This is a genomic window from Denitratimonas organivorans (assembly GCF_037478135.1).
Classification (GTDB): domain Bacteria; phylum Pseudomonadota; class Gammaproteobacteria; order Xanthomonadales; family Xanthomonadaceae; genus Denitratimonas.
On the sequence record NZ_JBBHDV010000015.1, the window covers coordinates 53,294 to 74,456 of the forward strand.

A 21,163-nucleotide genomic window follows, 5' to 3' on the forward strand; every position below is an offset into this window, starting at 1 on the left:
ACCACTTTCAGACAGCAGCCGGGTGGGTTCCCCCAGATTCCGTGTATCCCCGAATGTCGGGCATCGCGTCGCTCAGCCCGACCTCTGCGGATTACGGTGTAAGCAGGAAAGGTGGCGGGTTCAGATGCGCATCCGCCCGCCACAGCACGAAGTCAGCCCGGCACCCGCACAAACCCTTCCATCAGGATGCGTGCCGAGCGGCTCATCACCGCCTTGGTCACCGTCCATTTTCCGTCGCTCTGAGCCACCGCCGCGCCCACACGCAAGGTGCCGGAAGGATGGCCGAAACGCACCGCGTCGCGTTCGCCACCACCGGCAGCCAGATTCACCAGCGTGCCCGGCACCGCCGCCGCGGTGGCGATCGCAACAGAAGCCGTGCCCATCATCGCGTGGTGCAACTTGCCCATCGACATCGCACGCACGTTCAAGTCGATGTCGGATGCCGCGATGGCCTTGCCGCTGCTGGAAACGTAATCCTTCGGCGGTGCAACGAAGGCGACCTTCGGCGTGTGCTGGCGCTTCAGTGCTTCATCGGCGGTCTGGATCAGACCCATGCGCAGCGCACCGGCAACACGGATGGCTTCGAGCTTTTCCAGCGCAGCGCGGTTTTCGTTGATCGCGGCCTGCAGCTCGGTACCGTCGTAGCCGATATCGGCGGCGTTGACGAACACGGTCGGGATGCCGGCGCTGATCATCGTGGCTTTCAGCACGCCGATGCCGGGCACATCGAGTTCATCGACGAGGTTGCCGGTGGGGAACATCGAACCTGCGGCATCGTCCTCGCCTTCGTCCGAAGGATCGAGGAACTCCAGGACAATTTCCGCCGCCGGAAAAGTCACCCCATCCAGCTCGAAATCGCCGGTTTCCTGCACCTGCCCGTGGCTCACCGGAACATGCGCGAGGATGGTCTTGCCAATGTTGGCCTGCCAGATGCGCACCGTGCAGATGCCGTTTTCCGGAACGTGGGTGACATAACCGGCGTGGATCGCGAACGCGCCGGCAGCGGTGGAAAGATTGCCGCAATTGCCCGACCAGTCCACGAAATCAGTGTCGATGCTGACCTGCCCGTACAGGTAATCCACATCGTGCCCTTCGCGCGTGGACGGCGACACGATCACCGCCTTGCTGGTACTCGATGTCGCTCCGCCCATGCCATCGGTCTGCTTGCCGTATGGATCGGGCGAACCGATCACGCGCTGCAACAGTGCATCGCGCACCGTACCGGGCACGCGCGCGGCTGCGGGCAGATCCTCCAGCCGGAAGAACACGCCTTTCGACGTGCCACCGCGCATGTAGGTGGCGGGAATGCGGAGTTGGGCGGGGTGTTTCATGGCGGGATACCGTCAATGCAAAGTGCGCCATTGTCGCATCACGGGCGCCCGCACTCAGCTGCGCGCAGGCCGTGCCACGCGCAACAAGCCCCACGCGATCAGGCTCTGGCCGGTGAAGTAGCAGCACACGATAACCAGCACCGCGTGCGGGAACGGCGTGGCGAACTTGTTCACCCCGATCAGCGAATCGGCCAGCAGGAACAGCATCGCACCCAGCCATACCGGGCCGATGCGCGCCTCCACCCGGCACGCCATCACTGCCATCGCCAGCAGCGATCCCAGATACACCGCCACCGGCAGCATCAGATGGCCGGATCGCGGCACCAGCCACGCCGCCAGCAGCACGCAATACAGCAGCGCCGGCAACGCCCGCAGCCACGGCATGGGCCGCCCGGCACCGGGCCGCGCGAACGCGACGATCAGCGCGATCTGGTTGACGAGAAATGCCAGCAAAGCCTGCATGAACAGGCCGTCGCGCTCGCCGTAATCGAGAAAGAAATCGCCCGTCGCCGCAGCGACATATCCCAGGGCCAACCAGCGCCCGGTGGCGCCTCCGAACGCGTGCCACATCAGCGCCGCGTAGATCAGCATCGGAAGCGGCTTCAGCAGCCAACTCAGCGGCCACGGCTGTTGCGGGATCAGTGCGATGTAGGCCAGCCCAAGGACCAGGGCGGTGATGAAGGCGGTGCGTTGTTGGGGAGTCATGGGGTGCATTGTCCCGGTTGGCCGGAAAATGGCGAGAGGTTGATGATGGTGCGCGCAGTGTTTCGACCTTCAATCCGTGCCGTTGCAGCCGGCGCACATTCCGCGCCGCGCCGGCCTTGCCAAGTCTGGAGACGCTCGCCGATGGAGCCGGTGAAATGCGCTCCCTGCGATGTCGTTGTGTGGCAGATCAGTCCGGCCATCCGGTGCGGACATGCATATCAGCCTGCGCCGATGGGTACCGGGCGATCAGTGGTAGTCGTCCTCGCGCTGGTGGCGCGCGGCAAGCACCGTCAGGGTGTCGGAATCGGTGATTTCGAACAGTGCGACGTAGCCGGCGCCGCCGAAAGGAATGACCAGTTCTCGCAGGAGGGGATTGTTTGCATCCACCTTGCGGCAGGCAAACGGCATGTCGGCAAGCAGGCCGTAGCCACGTTCGATCGCGGCACGTGCGCGCAGTGCGCTGGCGTAGTCGGTGGGTGCCAGGAAATCCAGCAGGCGTTCCAGATCGTCCTGCGCGGCCGTGCTGATCCGGACGAGGAAGCTCACGGCTTGTCGGGTGCATGTTTGGCGAGCACGGCGTCCAGCCGCGCCAGCGATTCGTCCACGGTGTAGTACACCCCGGTACGCTCAGCTTCGTCACGCGAGGCCAGACCACGGGCGATGAATTCGGCCTGATTGCGGCGGCGGTTCACTTCGCCGCGCAGGGATTTTTCCATCAGGGCGGACAGGTTTTCGCCCTTCTCCAACACGGATTCGGCAGCTTGGCGCAGCTCGGGCTCGACGCGCAGGGACGGCAGGGTGGCGGTTTTCATGACAGCTCCGGTTGCGTTGCATTTGCGATGCAAACCCTACCATGCAGGCCGGCCACGGACCAGCGTATGCCGGCGTCAGTCCGGGCAGCGAACGGTCGTCGGCGTTTTCCGGATATTCGTGAAACAACCGACGCGGAATGCGACTGCGAAATCACCACAATCCGCAGGATTGATGCCTGCGCAGCAACACTGCGTTGCGGCCAGGGGCGCAGTGGCGGCGTTGAATTTCCCGGCGCGGGCAACGATCTGATGGGGCATCCACCCGCAACCGGAGCCGTCATGAGCCCCTCGCCGATCCTGTCCATTTCCTCGCTCGCCAGCCCGTGGCGCGGGGCCGATCCGTTCCTGTTCATGGCGCACCATCTGGATTTGTATCCGCAGGGCGATGGCGCGTTGGCGCCGGTCGCATCGTTGGCCGGACGCCAGATGGGTTCGGATTTCGCCAACAAGGATGGCTGGAACATGTACCACGGCGAGCGCGTGCCGGGATTCCCCGCGCATCCACATCGCGGCTTTGAAACCATCACCGTGGTGACCCAGGGCTATGTCGACCACGCCGATTCGCTCGGCGGCAAGGCGCGCTATGGCATGGGCGATGTGCAGTGGCTCACCGCCGGCGGCGGGATCATGCATTCGGAGATGTTTCCGCTGCTGGATGCCAACGGACCGAACACGCTGAATCTGGCGCAGATCTGGCTGAACCTGCCGGCGGCCAGCAAGATGTCGGCACCGAATTTCTCGATGTTCTGGAACGAGGACATTCCGGTCGTTGACGAACCCGGCGAGGTGCAGGTGAAGGTGATTGCCGGTGCGTATGGCGACGCCACGCCGTTGGCACCACCGCCGGATTCGTGGGCCGCGCGCCCGGAAGCGGATGTGGCAGTGTGGCTGGTCGGCATTCCGGCCGGAGCCAGCTGGTCGTTGCCGGCCGGCGCGGCCGGGTTGTCGCGTTCGCTGCATCTGCTGGTGGGCGATGCCGTGGAGATCGAAGGCACGTCATTGCCCGCGCGTCATACCGCGCAGCTGCGTTCGGAGGCGACACTGTCCATCACCAATCGCGGAGAAGGTGACGTGCAGGTGTTGCTGTTGCAGGGACGCCCGATCGGTGAGCCGGTGGCGACCTATGGGCCATTCGTGATGAACACGCCGCAGCAGATCCAGCAGGCGTTCGCGGATTTCCAGCGCACCCGCTTCGGTGACTGGCCGTTCCCGGATGGCGCCCCCACACATGGCGATGCAGCCGAACGCTTTGCGGTGTATCCGGGTGGCGAGGAATCGCGGCCGGGTGATGCGGCCAGGGCCGGCGCCTGATGCGATTACGGGCCATGCCGCTTCGTGAGGGCGGCATGGCTACGACGGGCTTTCCCGGCAATGCCCAGCCAATAGGTCGTGGTGAGCGAAGCGAACCGCGGCGACATGATGCCGCCGGTGTCTGCATCCAGATGGCAGCGGCCTATCACCTTCCGGCCTTCCGGTGCTGGGGTTCCCCCGGATCACGTCCGGGGGAATCACCAACCTGTGCAGTGATTGCGGCAGGTTTCAGGCGCTGCGGTTGGCCGCCAGGAAATCCTGCGCGAAGCGTTGCAGTACGCCGCCGGCTTCGTAGATCGTCACTTCCTCGTCCGAATCCAGGCGGCAGGTGACCGGAACCTCGACGCGTTCACCATTGCGGCGCTGGATCACCAGGACCAGTTCGGCTCCCGGCGCCGGCTGGCCGACGACATCGAAGGTCTCGGTACCGTCGATCGCGTAGGTGGCGCGCGTATCACCGGCGCGGAACTGCAGGGGCAGCACGCCCATGCCGATCAGGTTGGTGCGGTGGATGCGTTCGAAGCCCTCGGCCACGATGACTTCCACACCGGCCAGGCGCACGCCCTTGGCGGCCCAGTCGCGCGATGAACCCTGGCCGTAGTCGGCACCGGCGATGATGATCAGCGGCTGGCCGCGTTCCATATAGGTTTCGATCGCTTCCCACATGCGCGTGACCTGGCCTTCCGGCTCGATCCGCGCCAGCGAACCCTGCTTCACCTGCCCATCGACCACCGCCATCTCGTTGATCAGCTTGGGGTTGGCGAAGGTGGCGCGCTGCGCGGTGAGGTGGTCGCCGCGATGGGTGGCGTAGGAATTGAAGTCCTCCTCCGGCAGTTCCATTTTCGCCAGGTATTCGCCGGCGGCGCTGTCGGGCAGGATCGCGTTCGAGGGCGAAATGTGGTCGGTGGTGATGTTGTCGCCGAAGATCGCCAGCGGCCGCATGCCGCGCATCGTGCGCTCGCCGGCCAGCGCACCTTCCCAGTACGGCGGGCGGCGGATGTAGGTGCTCATCGGGCGCCAGTCGTACAGCGGGCTGACCTTGCGACCCAGTTCCACGCGCACGTCGAACATCGGGCCGTAGACCTTGCGGAACTGTTCGGGCTTCACGTATTCGGCGACGACGGCGTCGATTTCCTCATCGCTGGGCCACAGGTCTTTCAACGTGACCGGCTTGCCGTCGGGGCCGAGGCCGAGCACATCCTTTTCGATGTCGAAACGCACCGTGCCGGCGATGGCGTAGGCCACCACCAGCGGCGGTGAGGCGAGAAAGGCCTGCTTGGCGTACGGGTGGATGCGTCCGTCGAAATTGCGGTTGCCGCTGAGCACCGCCACCGCGTACAGATCGCGCTCGATGACTTCCTGCTGGATCTGCGGATCCAGCGCACCGCTCATGCCGTTGCAGGTGGTGCAGGCGAATCCGACGATGCCGAAACCGAGCTGTTCCAGATCCGGCAACAGGCCGGATTCTTCCAGATACAGCTGCACCGCCTTGGAGCCGGGCGCGAGCGAGGTTTTCACCCACGGCTTGCGCGCCAGACCCTTGCGCACCGCGTTGCGCGCCAGCAGTGCAGCGGCGATGACGTTGCGCGGGTTGGAGGTGTTGGTGCAGGAGGTGATGGCCGCGATGATGACCGCGCCATCAGGCAGCAGGCCGTCGGATTCTTCACGCAGCGCGGCGTCCAGATTCACCGCGATGCCGCGTTCGGCCAGATCGCTGACCGGCAGGCGGCGGTGCGGGTTCGACGGGCCGGCCATGTTGCGCACCACGCCGGACAGGTCGAAGTGCAGGGTGCGTTCGTACTGCGCATCGGCCAGATCCGTGGCCCAGAGGCCGGCGGTCCTGGCGTAGGTTTCCACCAGCGCCACCTGCTCGTCTTCGCGCCCGGTCAGGCGCAGGTAGTCGAGCGTGTTGTCGTCGATGAAGAACATCGCGGCGGTGGCGCCGTATTCGGGCGCCATGTTGGAAATGGTGGCGCGGTCGCCGATGGTCAGCGCGGCGGCGCCTTCGCCACGGAATTCCAGATAGGCGCCGACGACCTTTTCCTTGCGCAGGAATTCGGTCAGCGCCAACACGATGTCGGTGGCGGTGATGCCCGGCTGCGGCTTGCCGCTGAGTTCCACCGCGACCATTTCCGGAGTGCGCATCCACGAGGCGCGGCCGAGCATCACGCTCTCGGCTTCCAGCCCGCCGACGCCGATCGCGATCACGCCCAGCGCGTCCACATGCGGGGTGTGGCTGTCGGTACCGACGCAGGTGTCGGGGAAGGCGACGCCGTCCTGGGTGTAGATCACCGGCGACATCTTCTCCAGATTGATCTGGTGCATGATGCCGTTGCCCGGCGGGATCACATCGACGTTCTCGAAGGCCTCGGCGGTCCAGTCGATGAAGTGGAAACGGTCGGCATTGCGCCGGTTCTCGATCTCGCGGTTGCGGTTGAAGGCCTCCGGATCGTAGCCGCCGCATTCCACCGCCAGAGAGTGGTCCACGATCAGCTGCACCGGCACGACCGGATTGACCTGGGCCGGATCGCCGCCCTGCTCGGCAATGGCGTCACGCAGGCCGGCCAGGTCCACCAGCGCGGTCTGGCCGAGGATGTCGTGGCAGACCACGCGCGCCGGGAACCACGGAAAATCCAGATCGCGGCGGCGTTCGATCAGCTGTTCCAGATAGGCATTGATCCGTGCCGGCTCGGCACGGCGCACGATGTTTTCGGCATGCACGCGGGCGGTATAGGGCAGCGTCGCCCAGGCGCCGGGCTTGAGCGCCTCGACGGCTTCGCGTGCGTCATACCAGTGGAGCGAAGTGCCTGGCAGCGGTTTGCGGTGCTGGGGATTGTTCATGCGGAAACTCCTGTTTCGTGTTGCCGTGCGGCGACTTGGTCTGGATCAAGTCCGGCCGCGTCGGAGCGGTCATCATGGTGACAAGGGTCGCTGTCGACCCACGTTGAAGAGGACACCATGCAAGACAATGTTCTGCTGCTCGTGGCGGTACTGCTGCTGGTGCCGTCGCTGGTAGTCGGCTTTCTGCGCTTTGGCCTGCGCAAACCGCGATCACAGATCACCGGCCTGGGCGGCGTACTGTTCGCCGCGATGACCTTTGCCGCGGCGATCTGGATCATTCTCGGCAACTGACCTGAGGGCGGGGAATCGGGAATTGGGAGTGGGGATCCGGGGTGGGTGAGCCTCGATGTTTCGACTCGATCCCACCTCGCGCCGATGCCGATATGCTTCTACGATTCCCTACTCCCGACTCCCCATTCCCGAACGATCACTTACCGCTCGTCAATCGGCACGAAAGCCTGATCCTCCGGCCCGGTGTAATTGGCACTCGGGCGGATGATCTTGCCGTCGATGCGCTGCTCGATGATGTGCGCGCTCCAGCCGCTGGTGCGGGCGATCACGAACAGCGGGGTGAACATGTCGGTCGGCACGCCCATCACGTGGTAGCTGACGGCGCTGAACCAGTCCAGGTTCGGGAACATCTTCTTGATGTCCCACATCACTGATTCCAGGCGCTCGGCGATGTCGTACATCTTGGTGCTGCCGGCTTCCTCGGAAAGCTCCTTGGCGACCTGCTTGATCACCTTGTTGCGCGGATCCGAGACGGTGTACACCGGATGTCCGAAGCCGATGACGACTTCCTTTCTCGCCACGCGCTCGCGGATGTCGGCCTCGGCCTCGTCCGGGGTTTCGTAACGCTTCTGAATCTCGAACGCGACCTCGTTGGCGCCGCCATGCTTGGGCCCGCGCAGTGCGCCGATGCCGCCGGCAATCGCCGAATACATGTCGCTGCCGGTGCCGGCGATGACGCGGCAGGTGAAGGTGGACGCGTTGAACTCGTGCTCGGCGTAGAGGATCAGCGAGGTGTGCATCGCACGTACCCAGCTGTCCCTGGGCTTTTCGCCATGCAGCAGATGCAGGAAGTGGCCACCGATGGAGTCGTCATCGGTTTCCACCTCGATGCGGCGGCCGTTGTAGGCGAAGTGGTACCAGTACAGCAGCATCGAACCAAGCGACGCCATCAGCTTGTCGGCGATGTCGCGCGCGCCGGGATGGTTGTGGTCGTCCTTTTCCGGCTTCACGCAGCCCAGCACCGAGACACCGGTACGCATCACGTCCATCGGATGGGCCGAGGGCGGCAGTTCTTCCAGCGCGGTTTTCACCGCCGCCGGCAGGCCGCGCAGCGACTTCAGCTTGGTCTTGTACGCGGCCAGTTCGGCGCGGTTGGGCAGCTTGCCGTGCACCAGCAGATGCGCGATTTCCTCGAACTCGCTGGTGGTGGCCAGGTCGAGGATGTCGTAGCCGCGATAGGCCAGATCATTGCCGCTGCGGCCCACGGTGCACAGCGCGGTGTTGCCGGCGGCGGTGCCGGACAGGGCGACGGATTTTTTCGGCTTGAAGCCGGGGGTGGAGGTCGTGTCGGTCATGGTCTTCTCCTTCGATACCTGTTGCCGTCACTCCTGTGAGAGGAAATGACGGAGATGAGGTTTATTTCTTGGCCGCAAACAACGCATCCAGCTTCCGCTCGAACGCGTGATAGCCGATGCGCTCGTACAGTTCCTCGCGGGTCTGCATCGCATCGACAACGGATTTCTGGTGGCCGTCACGGCGCACCGCGGTGTAGACGTTTTCAGCGGCCTTGTTGGCAGCACGGAAAGCCGACAGCGGGAACAGCTGGATCGCCACGCCGGCCGAGGCCAGTTCGTCGCGCGAGAACAGCGGGGTCGCGCCGAACTCGGTGATGTTGGCCAGCACCGGCGCCTTCACTGCATCGACGAATTTGCGGTAGGTGTCCAGATCGTAGGCGGCCTCGGCGAAGATGCCGTCGGCACCGGCTTCAACGCAGGCGATGGCGCGTTCGATCGCTGCATCCACGCCGTCGACCTGGATCGCATCGGTACGCGCGATCAGGAAGAAGTCCTTGTCGGTCTTCGCATCGGCGGCGGCCTTCACGCGATCCACCATCTCGCCCTGCGTGACGATTTCCTTGCCCGGCCGATGCCCGCAGCGCTTGGCGCCGACCTGGTCCTCGATATGGCAGGCCGCGGCGCCGGCCTTGATCAAGGACTTGATGGTGCGCTCGATGTTGAACGCCGAGGGGCCGAAGCCGGTGTCGATATCCACCATCAGCGGCAGATCGCAGACATCGGTGATGCGGCGCACGTCGATCAGCACGTCTTCCAGCGTGTTGATGCCCAGATCCGGCAGGCCGAGCGAACCGGCCGCGACGCCGCCGCCGGACAGATAGATCGCCTTGAAGCCAGCGCGCTTGGCCAGCAGCGCGTGGTTGGCATTGATCGCGCCGATCACCTGCAACGGCGATTCGGCGGCCAGGGCGGCACGGAAGCGCGCGCCGGCGGAGGAAGATTGCGTCATGGGCGGAGTCCTCGTCAGGCCGGCCAGTGTGCGCCGGCGGGTGGAAAATCGCATGTGGCTGCGCGCCATCGGTGCGGGCACGCTGCCTGAACACGTCGCCGTTTACCGCCTCCAGCTGCGGAAAATCCGCCGACGGGGCTTACGGCACGATGCACAACTGTGGCACTGTATGATCTATTGATCAATCTTGATTTCATCAATCAACCCATGAGCAAGGCCTATGTTCCGGCCAGCGAAGCCACCGCCCGGCTCGGCATCAGCACCGCCACGCTGTATGCCTACGTCAGCCGAGGCCTGATCGAATCGCGCCCCGGCGACGATCCGCGCAGCCGGGTCTATCGTGCGCAGGACATCGATCGCCTGCTGGCACGCAAACGTGCCGGCCGTGGAGCCGCACGCGGCGCGGCGCAGAGCCTGGATCGCGGCCTGCCGGTGATGGAAACCGCGATCTCGCAGATCCGCCCGGATGGCCCGACCTATCGCGGCCATTCGGCGGTAACGCTGGCGCGTGACGGCGCCACATTGGAAGACGCGGCCCGACTGCTATGGGATTGCGGCGCGCAGGATCCGTTCGATCAGCCACCGCCGCCATGGCCGGACATCGCGGCGCCACTGGCCGGCAATAGCGCACTGCCACCGCTGGAACGCGCGCTGGCGACAATGCCGCTGCTAGCGTTGGCGCTGCCGCATTCGCTGAACGCCTCGCCCTCGGTGCGGCGCGAAACCGCCGCGTTGCTGCTGCGCCAGAACGCCGCCCTGCTGGCCGGCGTGGCGCCGTCATCCGAACCGGTGCATGCGCTGCTGGCGCGCTGCTGGAAACCGCACGACGCCGCCTTTGCCGAACTGCTGCGCATCGCGCTGGTGCTGTGCGCCGAGCACGAGCTGAATGTCTCGGCCTTCGCCGCACGCGTGGTCGCCTCCACCGGCGCGCACCTGCACGCCACCGTCTGCGCCGGCCTTTCCGCCCTCACCGGCCCGCGCCATGGCGGCGCCACCGCACGCGCGTTCGCATTCCTGCGCCAGGCCCGCCAGACGCCGGATCTGGCTGTGTTTGTTTCCGAACGCTGGCAACGCGGCGACGAATTCCCCGGCTTCGGCCACGCGCTGTACCCGCACGGCGACCCGCGCGGCGCGGAACTGCTCGCACAGATCCGGCAGCGCCCAGCCCTGCCGGAAAAGTTCTCCACCGTGACCGCGCTGGTGGAACAGGTCGCAACCCTGACCGGCCAGCATCCCAACATCGACCTGATGCTGGCCGCGCTCATCGAAGCCCACGAGCTGGACGCGAGCGCCGCATTGGCCCTGTTCGCCGCCGGCCGCGTCGCCGGCTGGCTCGCCCACGCACTGGAACAACAGGGCCAAAGCAGCCTGATCCGCCCACGCGCCCGCTACGTCGGCAACGAAGCCGAACCCCCAATGTAGGAGCGCACCCGCAGGGGGCGCGAAAAGCGCCCAGAGTGCCGGTGGAAATCACACCTTCGCGCCCTCTGCGAGTGCGCTCCTACAGCCAGATGGCGTTCCAATACGGGTAATCGCCGATGCGCTGGACCAGTCCGGCACGCAGCGGGTTGCCGAGGATGTACCGCGCGGTCTGGATCACATCGTCTTCATATCGCAAGGCACGATCATGGTACGCCCGGGCCCAGAGCGGCCCGCAGCGACCAAGAGCACGGTTGGCATGGCGGGCGCTCGCCGACTTCAGCAACTCGACCACCTTGGGCAGGGGACAGGCCACACCCAACTCAAGCAGCCAGTGCGCATGGTCCGGCATCAGAACCCAGGCAAGAAGACGGGTGTCCCTGAGCAGACGGCTGTCATGAAAGGAACGGCATGCGGCCCACGCGGCACGATGGTCACTGAAAACGGATCGACGATCATGCGTGCCACTGGTCAAGTGGTAAACCCGCCCCGGTTCGCTGTATCGGCCCCTTCGCAGCGCGCCGTGGCCGGAAGGTGCTGGAGTGATGACTGTCATGACCGCAGCATTGGTCAGGGCAGCACCCGCGCCTATCGGCAGATGGCTGATATGTGCGTCGGAAAACGTCGCAATTGCATCCGCGCAACGCGATGTCCGGCACGACACCCGGCTTCACCTGCCAAAACCCCCAATGTAGGAGCGCACTCGAAGAGGGCGCGATGGTGTGAACCCCCGACGGCGCCCCGGCGTTTTTTCGCGCCCTCTTCGAGTGCGCTCCTACGACATGTGTGGATTCAGCCCAATTGCTCGGGGCTGGCGTCGAACAGTTTCGGCAGCACCTGCGCCGCGCCGCCGCGCAGGCATACATCGGCGAGGGTGGACAGTTCGGTTTGCTGCGGGTTGATCTCGACGATGCTGGCGCCATGCTGGCGTGCCAGCGACGGCAATGCGGCAGCCGGGTGCACGACGCCGGCAGTGCCGACCACCAGCATCAGATCACAGGACTGGCTGGCCTCCACCGCCGCGCGGAACGGTGCTTCCGGCAGGTTTTCCCCGAACCACACCACGCCCGGGCGGATGCGCCCGCCGCAATGCGTGCAACGCGGCGGATCGACATGCGCCGGCTCGTCATCGACCGCCGGAATCGGCACTTCGGAGCAACGCCGCGCACAGGCGAAGCAGCGATGCGCGAACAGTTCGCCATGCAGATGCAGCACCTCGCGGCTGCCGGCACGTTCGTGCAGATCGTCGACATTCTGCGTGACGACCACCAGCGGCCTGTTTTCCGCCGCTTTGGCCAGCGCCAGATGCCCGGCATTGGGCTGCGCCGCGCGCACCGCCGCCATGCGCCACAGATACCAGCCCCAGACCAGCGCCGGATCGTTGCGCCAGGCCTCGGGTGTGGCCAGATCCTGCGGCGAATAGCGCGACCACAGCCCGGTGCTGGCCTGGCGGAACGTCGCGATGCCGCTTTCGGCCGACATGCCGGCGCCGCTCAGCACCACGATCGAGCGTGCCTGACGGATCAGGCTGCGGGTCTGGTCGAGAAGGGCGGTATCGGGCATGGCGGGTTCACCTGTCGGAAAAGAAACATCGTGCCGCCTTGCTGCGACATTTGCTGTCGCACAAACTGTTGCTGCGACACCGGCGTCGGCTACGCCGGCATCAGCGTATGCCAAGGCCCCTCGGTGGCCCATTCCAGCCGGCCTGGCTGGCGTAATCGGCTTCGAAAATCTTCAGATCGGCCTGCGAGGCATACGGCACGAAGAACACCTTGACTTGCGCCTGCGAGGCGTAAGGCGCGCGCCACCACAGCGCATCGCCGCGCGCCTGGCTGCGATAATCCACCCAGTGAGTGCGAAGATCGGCCTGCGAGGCGTAACGCACGCGATAGACCTTCAGATCCGCCTGCGAAGCGTATTTCACCTCATGGATGGTCAATGCCGATGCCGCACCGGCCAGCAGCAGCCCGGCGAACAGTAACAGCAATCTGAAAATCATTTCGATGCCTTCGAATAACAGGCCGCCAGCGCTGCGAAATCCTCCGCCAGACGCTGTCGCAGCGCGGCCGGCTCCAGCACTTCCACCGCCGGGCCGTGACTGCGCAGCCACCAGACCATGCGTTCGCTTTCGCGCACCGTGGCCCGCACGATCGCGGTGTCCGCATCATCGCCGTTCGGCTCGATGCGTTGATCCTTCGACAGACGCCGTTCCTCCAGATGCCGTGCCAGCCAGCCGTGGACGCGCAATTGCAGATGCCATTCCTCGCTGCCGGGAAAATCGAACGGGGATTGCTCGCGCAGGTAGTTGCTGAGGTCGAAATCCTTGGCTTGCCGGGCCGGTGTATCGAGCAGTTCGGGCTGGCTCATCCGATGCAGCGCCAGCAGCCGCAGATCGTCGTATTCCCAAAGCATGGCGACCAGATATCCAACCTGGCCCATGTACACCAGCGCCACCGGATTGACTTCGTAGCGCCGGGGTTTTTCCGCCTCCACCGCACGGTAATCCAGCACGATGCGACAGTTGCGCAACAGACCCTCATGCACCGTGGCAAGCACCTGCGAGGCAATTTCCGGCACCTGCAGCGGCGGCCCGTCCCCGATCACCGCCACCCGCTTGCGCCAGCGCGCCAAAGGCGCATCGGCCAGTGTTTTCAATGTCGCCTTCGCAGCAGAAAGCCTCGGCTGCAAGCTGGCCCATGCGCCCGATGGCAACAGCGGCTTCAGATAGCGCGCCAAAAGCTCCAGTTCCAGCGCCTCACCCGTGGTCAACCCCGGTGCAATCAAATCCGCCGCGCCCGCCCGCCAGCACCAACCCGCCGGCCGCACGCCCTCATCGCAGACGATGGGATAACGCGTCGAAAGCTTGTGCAGATCGCGCTCCACGCTGCGATCGCCGATCTCGAATCCGGCACCGAGCAGATGCGCATGTACCTCGCCGGCGGTGATTTTGCGCGGATGGCGCGGAATGGCGCGCAGGGTTTCCAGATAACGCAGCGTGGTGTCGGACATGGTGGAATCCGGATGGAGGGCAAGCGCGAGATTAGCACCGCCATCATCACACCCGACACCATGCGTCGCGTCCCGTGAGCCGGATTCTTGCGGCGATTGCACCCGCGCTCCCGGGCTACTCATCCCCCACTATTTCAAACGGCCCGTCCGCTGAACCGGTGCTCAGCACAATGCGACCGTAGGCCGAGGTCAGCATCCGGTCGTAGGGCACGTCAAAGTGCCGCGTTTCCACCAGCACCAGCGAATTCGGTGCCAGCGCCGGTTCTTTCAGCATGTCGATTGCATAGCGTCGCAGCACACCCGGCTCGTCCGGCTGCAGCAACCAAAGATCATCCTCCTGCATCGCATGGAAAACCGGGCGATAAGGCAACTGAAGCACGGCGCGCAGCGCAAGGCTGGAATGGCGGTAAAGCGAGATGAACGTCGCCCCCCGTTCGCGCCCCATCGTTGTGGAATGTACGGCGAACAAGCTGCGTCCGTTCGAGGCCGAGTGGACATGCTCGTAGCTTCCGTTAGCGGCCAACTCTGCGACCCGGACAAGCTGCGGTACCTCGCCGTGGCCGGATTCATACGCGACCGAATACTTCGGGAACACGATGTTGTCGATGGCAATCAGCTGCCGGCCGTTGGACACCAGTGCATCAAACCCCTTGCGCGGTGATTCCAGTTCCGACGGCATCTCCAGTGGCCGCCAGATGGGCTGATCGGCGAACGGATCGACGATCCAGGCCCGCGATCCGGTCGAGGCTTCTCCACAGATCACCAGGCGCCCACCTAACCAGACCACATCGGTCGCGGGTATCGGGGTTTCCAGCGTGGTCATCGTGCGCAGCTCCGCAGCCTTGCCAACCATCATCACCCGTACCGACCGCCATCGCGGCGATGTGCCACGAGGATGGATCAACACCGCCACGATGCCGCCAACCGCATGGTCATGTCGCTGGCATTGCGCCAGCCCGGTCGCAAGCTGTTCGTACACCGCGCCATCACGGATGCTCAACAGAAGCACGCCGTTGTCGGTTGGCATCAGTGCCCTGTCCGGGCCGGAATTTTTGAGGATCGGCATTGGATAAAATCCCGGGAATGGATGGTCAGCATGCGTCTTGGTGCGACACATGATGTCGCGCTGATTGGATGCAGTAGCGGATAACGCTTTGCAGGGCTCATTCGATTTCTTCGCCCGGCCATGATTTTCGCTGCCGCAGCGCTTGCATGATCTGCGCGGCGGCTGTCCGATCGATCGCCGCATTGTCGAATCCGGCAATCTGCATCGGCTGCCATTCGCCATGTCGTCGCTGCACCGCCAGCGTCGCGCGCACCGGCGCCAGTACCCGATACACCGCAATATCACCGGAGACGATGCGCCGCCAGTAATCGGCGACACAGTGCTGCATCTGCTCACCTTCCAGCATCAGCGCATCGGTATCTGCAATGGGCTGGATATGTTTTGTTCCTGGCCAGGGTGCAATGGGAAGTGTGGTAGCTGCCGGAGGGCGTGACCTGCTTGGCGGATGGACATCGGCCCCGTGCGCAAAGCGATGCAGGCATTCATCCATCTGGGCGAGGGTGTCGATGCGTCGCGGGAGTGGCGCATTCTGCACGGTGAGCGCTGTTTCGTGTTCGAGTAGCTCGCGCAGCTTCCACGCCCGGGTTCGATGTGCATCGCCGGCCGGCTCCACATCCAGTTGCTGCAGAAAACGTGGCGTCACCCGGCTGAGCAATGTCGGATCGGTTGCGATCCGCAGCGCCGACGCATCCAACCGTTGCAGGTGTTGCAGGGCTTCCATGCACTCCGATTGCCACGAAGCATTCCGCAGATAAAGCATGGCCGGCACGCTGACGGCCTGCGGCTCGACCTCGCGCACGATCCGCGCCAGCCGTCGCGATCCACTGAAGCCCATCCACGACAAAATCTCCGGCTGGCGCTTGCCAACCCAACGACGCGCATTGCGCATCGCATCACCACTCCCGCGCCCATCACGGAACACCCAATTGCTCGCCAACATCCAGGCCAATGCCGGATTGTGGAAGAGCAACTCATCCGCCCCAGGCACCCGCGCTTGCAGACACAACACATGCCAGCGGCGCTGGCCGAAGATCGCCGCACGTGCCAGCACCTGCGGCGGGAACGTCGCGGTAAAGGCCAGCATGGCCCGGCTACTCGCACAATCGGCATGGAGACTGAAAGGAATCGGCATACCCGGCGATATCGCGTGATGCTGCCGGATCACCTCTTTACTACGCATCAAAAGCTGCCAATGACCAGCGCGATCCACGCAGCGGGTAGCCGCTTCGGCCGCAATGCGACTGCATCGCCAACTGGTTGTCCGAGTGCGTGTCCACGCGCGCAGGTCCGGCCATCCACGCACCACCGTGATGCGCCCGCGCTTGGCTTCGTTGATATAGAGCTTGCCGTTCTTGAAGGAATCCATCTGGACAGGATGCCGCTATCACCGACATCCAGTGTCGGACCGATCCTGACAGCAGAACGCCCGATGCTGGTCATGGCACCGGGCGTTCGAGTGGACTTGGTTGTGCGCGGCGTACGCAGGAATCAGCCGTCGTCAGCGATCCATCGTTCGGCACTGCCATGCCGCATAGGTCTGGCAGTACATCTGCACCAACGGATCGCGTGAAACACCGTTTTCATCCTCGTGCGCAGTTGCATACGCCTCGACCTGCTCCGGCGTGATGACAAGGCCCAGATATTGCCCTGCGCCTTCAAGTTGACCGTTCGATGCAAGCATGAAGGTTTCGACTTCCGCCAGATGCTTTGCCTGCCATTCCCGCAGCATCGCCTGCAACCGATCATGATCGCGGAGCAACCCTTGGCGTCTCATCTCAGCCGGTGGAAGTGTGTGCTTGAGGCCGAGATAGTAGAGATCGGTTTTGTTCTCGGTGAACCAGGTGTCGAAGGTGTGGATGAGGTGGGGCATGGCGTTGTCTTGATCTCAGGCTATGACAATATAATGGCTAACCATATTTAACATTTCGCATTAAGTTTTATTTAACGAACTTGCTGAGCAGTTTTTTATCTTCCAAGAATGAAATTACTTCATTAAGTTCGGTTATAGCCAAATTGACCATGCCACCTTCATCATCATCAACCATTGCAACAACGGCATCAGGCTGACGCCAGTCAATATATTTAGGGAACTTGTACCAGCATACCCACCATGGAAGATCGAGCTTCCCCTTGTTTATAGGGGACTCCTGAATTGCTTCATATAGATCTTGTGCATCACGCTTGTGATCATTTTGTAATTTGTTGTCAACCACCGGGAGCAATACCCTGATTCCAACGGCCACATCTCCCAGTTCTTTCCTGCCAAAATTGACGACCACGGAATATTTTGCATCCTCCCTGGGTCTGGGGGCAAGTGAAATATTGGAATCTGCTGTATCGAAAATGTTTGGATCCAGGGTAAGCTCCCAGCCCTCGGGAATCGCTATGCTTGACTCCCTTCCACTCAGTTTTTTGATAAATTCCTGGAAGGCTTTCCTTCTGATTGAGTCTAAAGAGCCTGCTATGTCCATCGCAGCTCGTAAATTTTCCTTGTTCATTACCGCTTGTTCAGCAATTTTACTCGAATTGCTCATGTTTACCTCCCCGATAATTCTCTTATTAATAAACAACAATAACTCGTCTAGAAATGATCGAACCCTGAAAGATTGGCAAGCAGAAATGCATTCTTTCACCCATGTTCTCAAATCCGTGGGGCCAGGGAGGGTAAGTCGACCCGAGACAATAGCTTCATTGCAAAGGGATTCATCAATACTGTGCTTGGACGGACGAGTTCCCTTGACTGGCGTAAGATATAGAACTCTGTATAAGTCACAATTCGACTTAAGCTCTTCAAGATAATCTTTTATCTGATGGGCTTGATCTCCCGCCCACCATATCTTGCTTTCAATCACCATCGCGCTGCGTGGCGTTAAGTCTACCTTTATATCCATTTTGCGGCCACGGGATGTGGTTGCCTCACATTTTACTCTTGCATTCGATGCATGCGGTATCATCTCCGGCCAGAATTGCTGAAGGAACAACTCAAGAAAAACAGGGCCTTGCCCATGGCTACCTTTTGGATCAAGCAGGTTTGCTAAAATTCTTGAGAGTCCAAGCTCATCTCGTCTCAAAAAGTCCAACGCCAAGAAATCTGGCGCAAGCTCAGATTTTATATCCTCACTGTATTTCTGTGCTGTTTTCGTCATCGTGCTAATTTTCGACAGAAAATTTTCGATCGCTTGCATCGCTGCCTACTCTCTATTCAAGTTCCCAAAAAAGCTTCCTTATGCGCCACGGGAAGATCGACCCGTTGTCCAGAATGACCTACATGTTTCGCTACACCAACAACGATGACATATGCAGGTCGTTCAGGATGGCGATGTGAATAAAAAAAGCTAGCTCCCATCGTTCTGGTGACTTTACCATCGGTCATCGTGCTGCCATTGCGGGTCGCTACAAATAACTCGTACTTGCAAGGCGTTGAAACCATCGGTGATGTCGAAGTGGAAGTACCTCTGTTCCTGCCATTCGGTGGCACCTTCCAGCCTCACGTCGAACGTCAGTTTGTCGATGTATCGCTCGCCCTGCGGAAGGAGCGATTGCTCGAAGAACCTGAACTCCATCCCTTCTTCTTCCATCAGCAGTTGAGCGATGAAGTGCTCCAGTGCGACGTGATTGTCGGTGTCGAGGATCATAAAGGGATCGGCTTCCGTGCAGTTGCCTTCGCCGATCAGAAGCCCAAGCTCACGAGATTTCAGTCGCTGCGCGATGGATGGGGTGGGTGGGGGGTAGGTGTCGGGTTGGTCGCTCATGTGTGTGTCTGTGTGGTGATGCCTGGCACAGCATAGGCTTGCTGGCGACACGCGTTGTCGCAGAGTTTGGTGCGGCTGGCTGTGGCTGTTGCACTTGTGCATGCGACGGCATCTGTCGCACGGCAAGGCAACACTGTCCTCACTTGATACGAGGACGCCCATGTTGCGCAATCAGAAGCCCCGTCGTCGCGAGCCGCAGCCGGACATCGCGCCTGTGGCTGTGCCGCAGAAAGCGCCGGTGTTCCGGGCGCGGCGGCTGGAAACGGCGCTGGAACGCTGTGCCGCCTTGTACGCGGTTCGGATGATGGCGCGCGTTCGTCCTTACGATCAGATTGCCAAGGGCGAGTCCTTGGGTCTGTTACGGCTGGCTGGGTTGGAATTGCAGGGCGAGGTCAGGCTGTCGGAGCTTTCGCCGTTTGCGGTGGAACGTGCGATTGCCAAGCAACGCGAGCGCCTGGAGGTGCGCGGTGAGTCGGCAATTCCGGCACTGGATCGCAATGTCGAAAAGCTCGGCAAGGCGCTGCGGTTATCAGGCACCGAGTGCGCGGTGTTGCGTCTGGCCGTAGTGGCGAAAAGCGTGGATGGTTGCGACGACCTGCTGCAACGCTGGGTATCCACGCCAATGCAATTCTTCGCTCTGGTTCAGCACGCGCTTGGAAAACGTGTGCGTGGCATTTCGGCAGCGCTGGGATCGGGATGCACGCTGCGGCGCATCGGTGTGTTCGGAAGGTTCGATCTGGATCGGCACAACCATCCGATGGAAATGTGCGGTAGCTTGGGCAGTACCTTGGCGATCAATCTTCTGTCGCCCTCGTTCGATCTGGAGAGCATCCAGCGCAGCCTGCTGCGACCCGCGCCTGCGGCGGCGCTTTCGCTGGGCGATTTTTGTCACCAGCCAGAAGCCGCGATGATCGTCAATTACATGGCTTGCGCATTGAAGCGGCGCAGTCGCGGGGTGAATGTGTTGATCCACGGCGATCCGGGAACCGGCAAGACGGAGTTCGTGCGCGCGCTGGCGCAATCGCTCGGGGCGCGGCTGGATGAAGTGCCGGTGGAGGACGAAGACCGCGATCCGATTTCCGGCGAGGCGCGCTTTCGCGCCTACACGCTGGCGCAACGCCTGCTTGCGCGCAATCGCGGGCAGTTGCTTTTGTTCGACGAGGTGGAAGATGTATTCGGCAGCGGTGGTGCGACGCTGCTCTCGGCGCTGGTGGGCAAGCAAGGGCGCGACCCGGAAAGTCTTGCGAAGGGCTGGATCAATCTGACTCTGGAATCCAATTCTGTACCCGCTATATGGGTGTGCAACGACATCCGTGCGGTTGATCCGGCGTATCTGCGGCGTTTCGATCTGGTCGCACAGTTCCGCACACCGCCGCGCAAGGTGCGTGAGCGTATCGTGGAGCGTTATTTTCCGGATGCGCTGTTGTCTGAAACCGGCGTTGCGGCCTTGAGTGAATTGGAAGCCTTGCCGCCTGCACAAATCGAACGTGCCGCCAAGGTGGTGAAGGCGCTGGGCAGCAAGCGTCGCGATGAGCGCGATGCGCAGGCCAAACGCATCGTGGAGATGTCGTTGCGGGCGATGGGGCATTCCACGGCGAGGAAAGCCGCCGGGTTGCCGCCGCATTACGATCCGGCGTTTCTCAATACCGATCGCGATCTTTCCGCGCTGATCGAGGGTTTGCGTGCCGGGCGTGCGGCGCGGCTGTGTCTGTTCGGGCCGCCCGGCACCGGCAAGACGGCGCTTGGGCATCACCTGGCGCAGGTGCTGGATCGTCCGCTGCACGTCAAGCGCGCGTCCGATCTGGTTAGCATGTGGGTGGGCGAAACCGAGAAGAATCTGGCGCAGGCGTTTCTGGAGGCAAGCGACGAGGGCGCGATCCTGCTGATCGACGAGGCCGACAGTTTTCTCCAGGATCGCAGCCGTGCGCAGCGGAGCTGGGAGGTGAGTCAGGTCAATGAAATGCTGACGCAGATGGAGGCATTCGAGGGCATTTTCATTGCGTCCACCAATCTGGTCGATTCGCTGGATGCAGCGAGCTTGCGGCGATTTGATTTCAAAATCCGGTTCGATTTCCTTGATTCAGCACAACGGCGGGCGTTGATGCAGCGTGTGCTTGCGGATCAAGTACTGGGAGAGGAAGTGTTGCGGCGCATTGATCGGATGGAGCAATTGACCCCCGGCGATGTGGCCAATGTGCTTCGGCAGGTACGGGTGTTGGGGCAGATGCCAGAGGCGGCTGAGGTGCTTAGCCTGCTGGAGGCCGAGTTGCGGCTCAAGCCAGGCGGCGCGAAGGCGGGGATGGGGGGCGGATTCAACCCTGAAGTGCAATTTCCTTGAACCGAAGCGGGCCAGGTGCCGTAGGCTGGGCCGCTCCACGACCA

20 protein-coding genes are annotated in these 21,163 nt (G+C 62.7%); 4 read left to right on the top strand and 16 right to left on the bottom strand.

Annotated features, from left to right (window positions below):
- Positions 1-152 precede the first annotated feature (152 nt).
- The 4 genes from prpF to WDB66_RS13685 all read right to left on the bottom strand — a co-directional run bounded on the left by prpF (position 153) and on the right by WDB66_RS13685 (position 2,848).
- Positions 153-1,331 carry a 2-methylaconitate cis-trans isomerase PrpF gene (gene prpF / locus WDB66_RS13670; RefSeq protein ID WP_339399162.1) on the bottom strand — a complete coding sequence of 393 codons (1,179 nt, stop codon included), beginning with the start codon at positions 1,329-1,331 and terminating at the stop codon, positions 153-155.
- A gap of 54 nt (positions 1,332-1,385) precedes the next feature.
- Positions 1,386-2,036, bottom strand: a complete 651-nt coding sequence (locus tag WDB66_RS13675; protein ID WP_339399163.1) for a lysoplasmalogenase — start codon at positions 2,034-2,036, stop codon at positions 1,386-1,388.
- Between the two features lie 246 nt (positions 2,037-2,282).
- The gene (locus tag WDB66_RS13680) at positions 2,283-2,582 is read right to left on the bottom strand and encodes a type II toxin-antitoxin system RelE/ParE family toxin (RefSeq protein ID WP_339399164.1); all 300 of its coding nucleotides are present in this window, start codon (positions 2,580-2,582) and stop codon (positions 2,283-2,285) included.
- Complete coding sequence (locus WDB66_RS13685; RefSeq protein WP_339399165.1) at positions 2,579-2,848, bottom strand: YlcI/YnfO family protein; 270 nt, start codon at positions 2,846-2,848, stop codon at positions 2,579-2,581. The genes WDB66_RS13680 and WDB66_RS13685 overlap by 4 nt, the downstream gene beginning before the upstream one ends.
- Before the next feature lie 279 nt (positions 2,849-3,127).
- Here WDB66_RS13685 and WDB66_RS13690 point away from each other — a divergent pair, with 279 nt between their 5' ends.
- Positions 3,128-4,159 (top strand): pirin family protein, encoded by a 1,032-nt coding sequence (locus WDB66_RS13690; RefSeq protein ID WP_339399166.1) that lies wholly within the window; start codon positions 3,128-3,130, stop codon positions 4,157-4,159.
- A 228-nt stretch (positions 4,160-4,387) separates the two neighbouring features.
- Here the strand turns inward: WDB66_RS13690 and acnD are convergent, their stop codons facing one another.
- A complete protein-coding gene (gene acnD, locus WDB66_RS13695) occupies positions 4,388-7,000 on the bottom strand; it encodes a Fe/S-dependent 2-methylisocitrate dehydratase AcnD (RefSeq protein ID WP_339399167.1) in 2,613 nt (870 codons plus the stop codon).
- Between the two features lie 117 nt (positions 7,001-7,117).
- Here acnD and WDB66_RS13700 point away from each other — a divergent pair, with 117 nt between their 5' ends.
- Positions 7,118-7,291 (top strand): hypothetical protein, encoded by a 174-nt coding sequence (locus WDB66_RS13700; protein WP_339399168.1) that lies wholly within the window; start codon positions 7,118-7,120, stop codon positions 7,289-7,291.
- Between the two features lie 140 nt (positions 7,292-7,431).
- Here WDB66_RS13700 and prpC read toward each other — a convergent pair whose 3' ends face one another.
- Entirely contained in the window at positions 7,432-8,586 is a 1,155-nt protein-coding gene (gene prpC, locus WDB66_RS13705) for a bifunctional 2-methylcitrate synthase/citrate synthase (protein ID WP_339399169.1), read from the bottom strand.
- A 61-nt stretch (positions 8,587-8,647) separates the two neighbouring features.
- Entirely contained in the window at positions 8,648-9,535 is an 888-nt protein-coding gene (prpB, locus tag WDB66_RS13710) for a methylisocitrate lyase (RefSeq protein WP_339399170.1), read from the bottom strand.
- A gap of 207 nt (positions 9,536-9,742) precedes the next feature.
- Between prpB and WDB66_RS13715 the strand changes: the two genes are divergently transcribed.
- Entirely contained in the window at positions 9,743-10,957 is a 1,215-nt protein-coding gene (locus tag WDB66_RS13715) for a citrate/2-methylcitrate synthase (protein WP_339399171.1), read from the top strand.
- 79 nt (positions 10,958-11,036) lie between these two features.
- On the opposite strand, the gene WDB66_RS13720 is transcribed toward WDB66_RS13715, so the two are convergent.
- The 9 genes from WDB66_RS13720 to WDB66_RS13760 form a co-directional block, all read right to left on the bottom strand.
- Entirely contained in the window at positions 11,037-11,510 is a 474-nt protein-coding gene (locus WDB66_RS13720; protein ID WP_339399172.1) for an REP-associated tyrosine transposase, read from the bottom strand.
- 236 nt (positions 11,511-11,746) lie between these two features.
- Positions 11,747-12,517: an SIR2 family NAD-dependent protein deacylase gene (locus WDB66_RS13725; protein WP_339399173.1), complete on the bottom strand. Its 771-nt coding sequence runs from the start codon at positions 12,515-12,517 to the stop codon at positions 11,747-11,749.
- 100 nt (positions 12,518-12,617) lie between these two features.
- A complete protein-coding gene (locus WDB66_RS13730; protein WP_339399174.1) occupies positions 12,618-12,953 on the bottom strand; it encodes a 7(1) septoil knot domain-containing protein in 336 nt (111 codons plus the stop codon).
- Positions 12,950-13,963 (bottom strand): helix-turn-helix transcriptional regulator, encoded by a 1,014-nt coding sequence (locus tag WDB66_RS13735; RefSeq protein ID WP_339399175.1) that lies wholly within the window; start codon positions 13,961-13,963, stop codon positions 12,950-12,952. Before WDB66_RS13735 ends, WDB66_RS13730 begins: the two co-directional genes overlap by 4 nt.
- A 115-nt stretch (positions 13,964-14,078) precedes the next feature.
- Complete coding sequence (locus tag WDB66_RS13740) at positions 14,079-15,029, bottom strand: hypothetical protein (RefSeq protein WP_339399176.1); 951 nt, start codon at positions 15,027-15,029, stop codon at positions 14,079-14,081.
- A gap of 97 nt (positions 15,030-15,126) precedes the next feature.
- Positions 15,127-16,395, bottom strand: coding sequence for a hypothetical protein (locus tag WDB66_RS13745; protein ID WP_339399177.1), 1,269 nt, complete (start codon positions 16,393-16,395; stop codon positions 15,127-15,129).
- Between the two features lie 132 nt (positions 16,396-16,527).
- The gene (locus WDB66_RS13750; protein ID WP_339399178.1) at positions 16,528-16,899 is read right to left on the bottom strand and encodes a hypothetical protein; all 372 of its coding nucleotides are present in this window, start codon (positions 16,897-16,899) and stop codon (positions 16,528-16,530) included.
- A 67-nt stretch (positions 16,900-16,966) separates the two neighbouring features.
- Entirely contained in the window at positions 16,967-18,214 is a 1,248-nt protein-coding gene (locus WDB66_RS13755) for a PD-(D/E)XK nuclease family protein (RefSeq protein WP_339399179.1), read from the bottom strand.
- A 174-nt stretch (positions 18,215-18,388) separates the two neighbouring features.
- Positions 18,389-18,781: a hypothetical protein gene (locus tag WDB66_RS13760; RefSeq protein ID WP_339399180.1), complete on the bottom strand. Its 393-nt coding sequence runs from the start codon at positions 18,779-18,781 to the stop codon at positions 18,389-18,391.
- 160 nt (positions 18,782-18,941) lie between these two features.
- Here WDB66_RS13760 and WDB66_RS13765 point away from each other — a divergent pair, with 160 nt between their 5' ends.
- On the top strand, positions 18,942-21,119 hold the full coding sequence (locus WDB66_RS13765; RefSeq protein ID WP_339399181.1) for an AAA family ATPase: 2,178 nt from the start codon (positions 18,942-18,944) through the stop codon (positions 21,117-21,119).
- Positions 21,120-21,163: the final 44 nt, after the last annotated feature.

Coding starts and splice junctions, on each gene's coding strand:
- prpF (WP_339399162.1), bottom strand. CDS start 1,331: ATGAAACACCCCGCCCAACTCCGCATTCCCGCCACCTACATGCGCGGT.
- WDB66_RS13675 (WP_339399163.1), bottom strand. CDS start 2,036: ATGACTCCCCAACAACGCACCGCCTTCATCACCGCCCTGGTCCTTGGG.
- WDB66_RS13685 (WP_339399165.1), bottom strand. CDS start 2,848: ATGAAAACCGCCACCCTGCCGTCCCTGCGCGTCGAGCCCGAGCTGCGC.
- WDB66_RS13690 (WP_339399166.1), top strand. CDS start 3,128: ATGAGCCCCTCGCCGATCCTGTCCATTTCCTCGCTCGCCAGCCCGTGG.
- acnD (WP_339399167.1), bottom strand. CDS start 7,000: ATGAACAATCCCCAGCACCGCAAACCGCTGCCAGGCACTTCGCTCCAC.
- WDB66_RS13700 (WP_339399168.1), top strand. CDS start 7,118: ATGCAAGACAATGTTCTGCTGCTCGTGGCGGTACTGCTGCTGGTGCCG.
- prpC (WP_339399169.1), bottom strand. CDS start 8,586: ATGACCGACACGACCTCCACCCCCGGCTTCAAGCCGAAAAAATCCGTC.
- prpB (WP_339399170.1), bottom strand. CDS start 9,535: ATGACGCAATCTTCCTCCGCCGGCGCGCGCTTCCGTGCCGCCCTGGCC.
- WDB66_RS13715 (WP_339399171.1), top strand. CDS start 9,743: ATGAGCAAGGCCTATGTTCCGGCCAGCGAAGCCACCGCCCGGCTCGGC.
- WDB66_RS13720 (WP_339399172.1), bottom strand. CDS start 11,510: ATGACAGTCATCACTCCAGCACCTTCCGGCCACGGCGCGCTGCGAAGG.
- WDB66_RS13725 (WP_339399173.1), bottom strand. CDS start 12,517: ATGCCCGATACCGCCCTTCTCGACCAGACCCGCAGCCTGATCCGTCAG.
- WDB66_RS13730 (WP_339399174.1), bottom strand. CDS start 12,953: ATGATTTTCAGATTGCTGTTACTGTTCGCCGGGCTGCTGCTGGCCGGT.
- WDB66_RS13735 (WP_339399175.1), bottom strand. CDS start 13,963: ATGTCCGACACCACGCTGCGTTATCTGGAAACCCTGCGCGCCATTCCG.
- WDB66_RS13740 (WP_339399176.1), bottom strand. CDS start 15,029: ATGCCGATCCTCAAAAATTCCGGCCCGGACAGGGCACTGATGCCAACC.
- WDB66_RS13745 (WP_339399177.1), bottom strand. CDS start 16,395: ATGGATTCCTTCAAGAACGGCAAGCTCTATATCAACGAAGCCAAGCGC.
- WDB66_RS13750 (WP_339399178.1), bottom strand. CDS start 16,899: ATGCCCCACCTCATCCACACCTTCGACACCTGGTTCACCGAGAACAAA.
- WDB66_RS13755 (WP_339399179.1), bottom strand. CDS start 18,214: ATGCAAGCGATCGAAAATTTTCTGTCGAAAATTAGCACGATGACGAAA.
- WDB66_RS13760 (WP_339399180.1), bottom strand. CDS start 18,781: ATGAGCGACCAACCCGACACCTACCCCCCACCCACCCCATCCATCGCG.
- WDB66_RS13765 (WP_339399181.1), top strand. CDS start 18,942: ATGTTGCGCAATCAGAAGCCCCGTCGTCGCGAGCCGCAGCCGGACATC.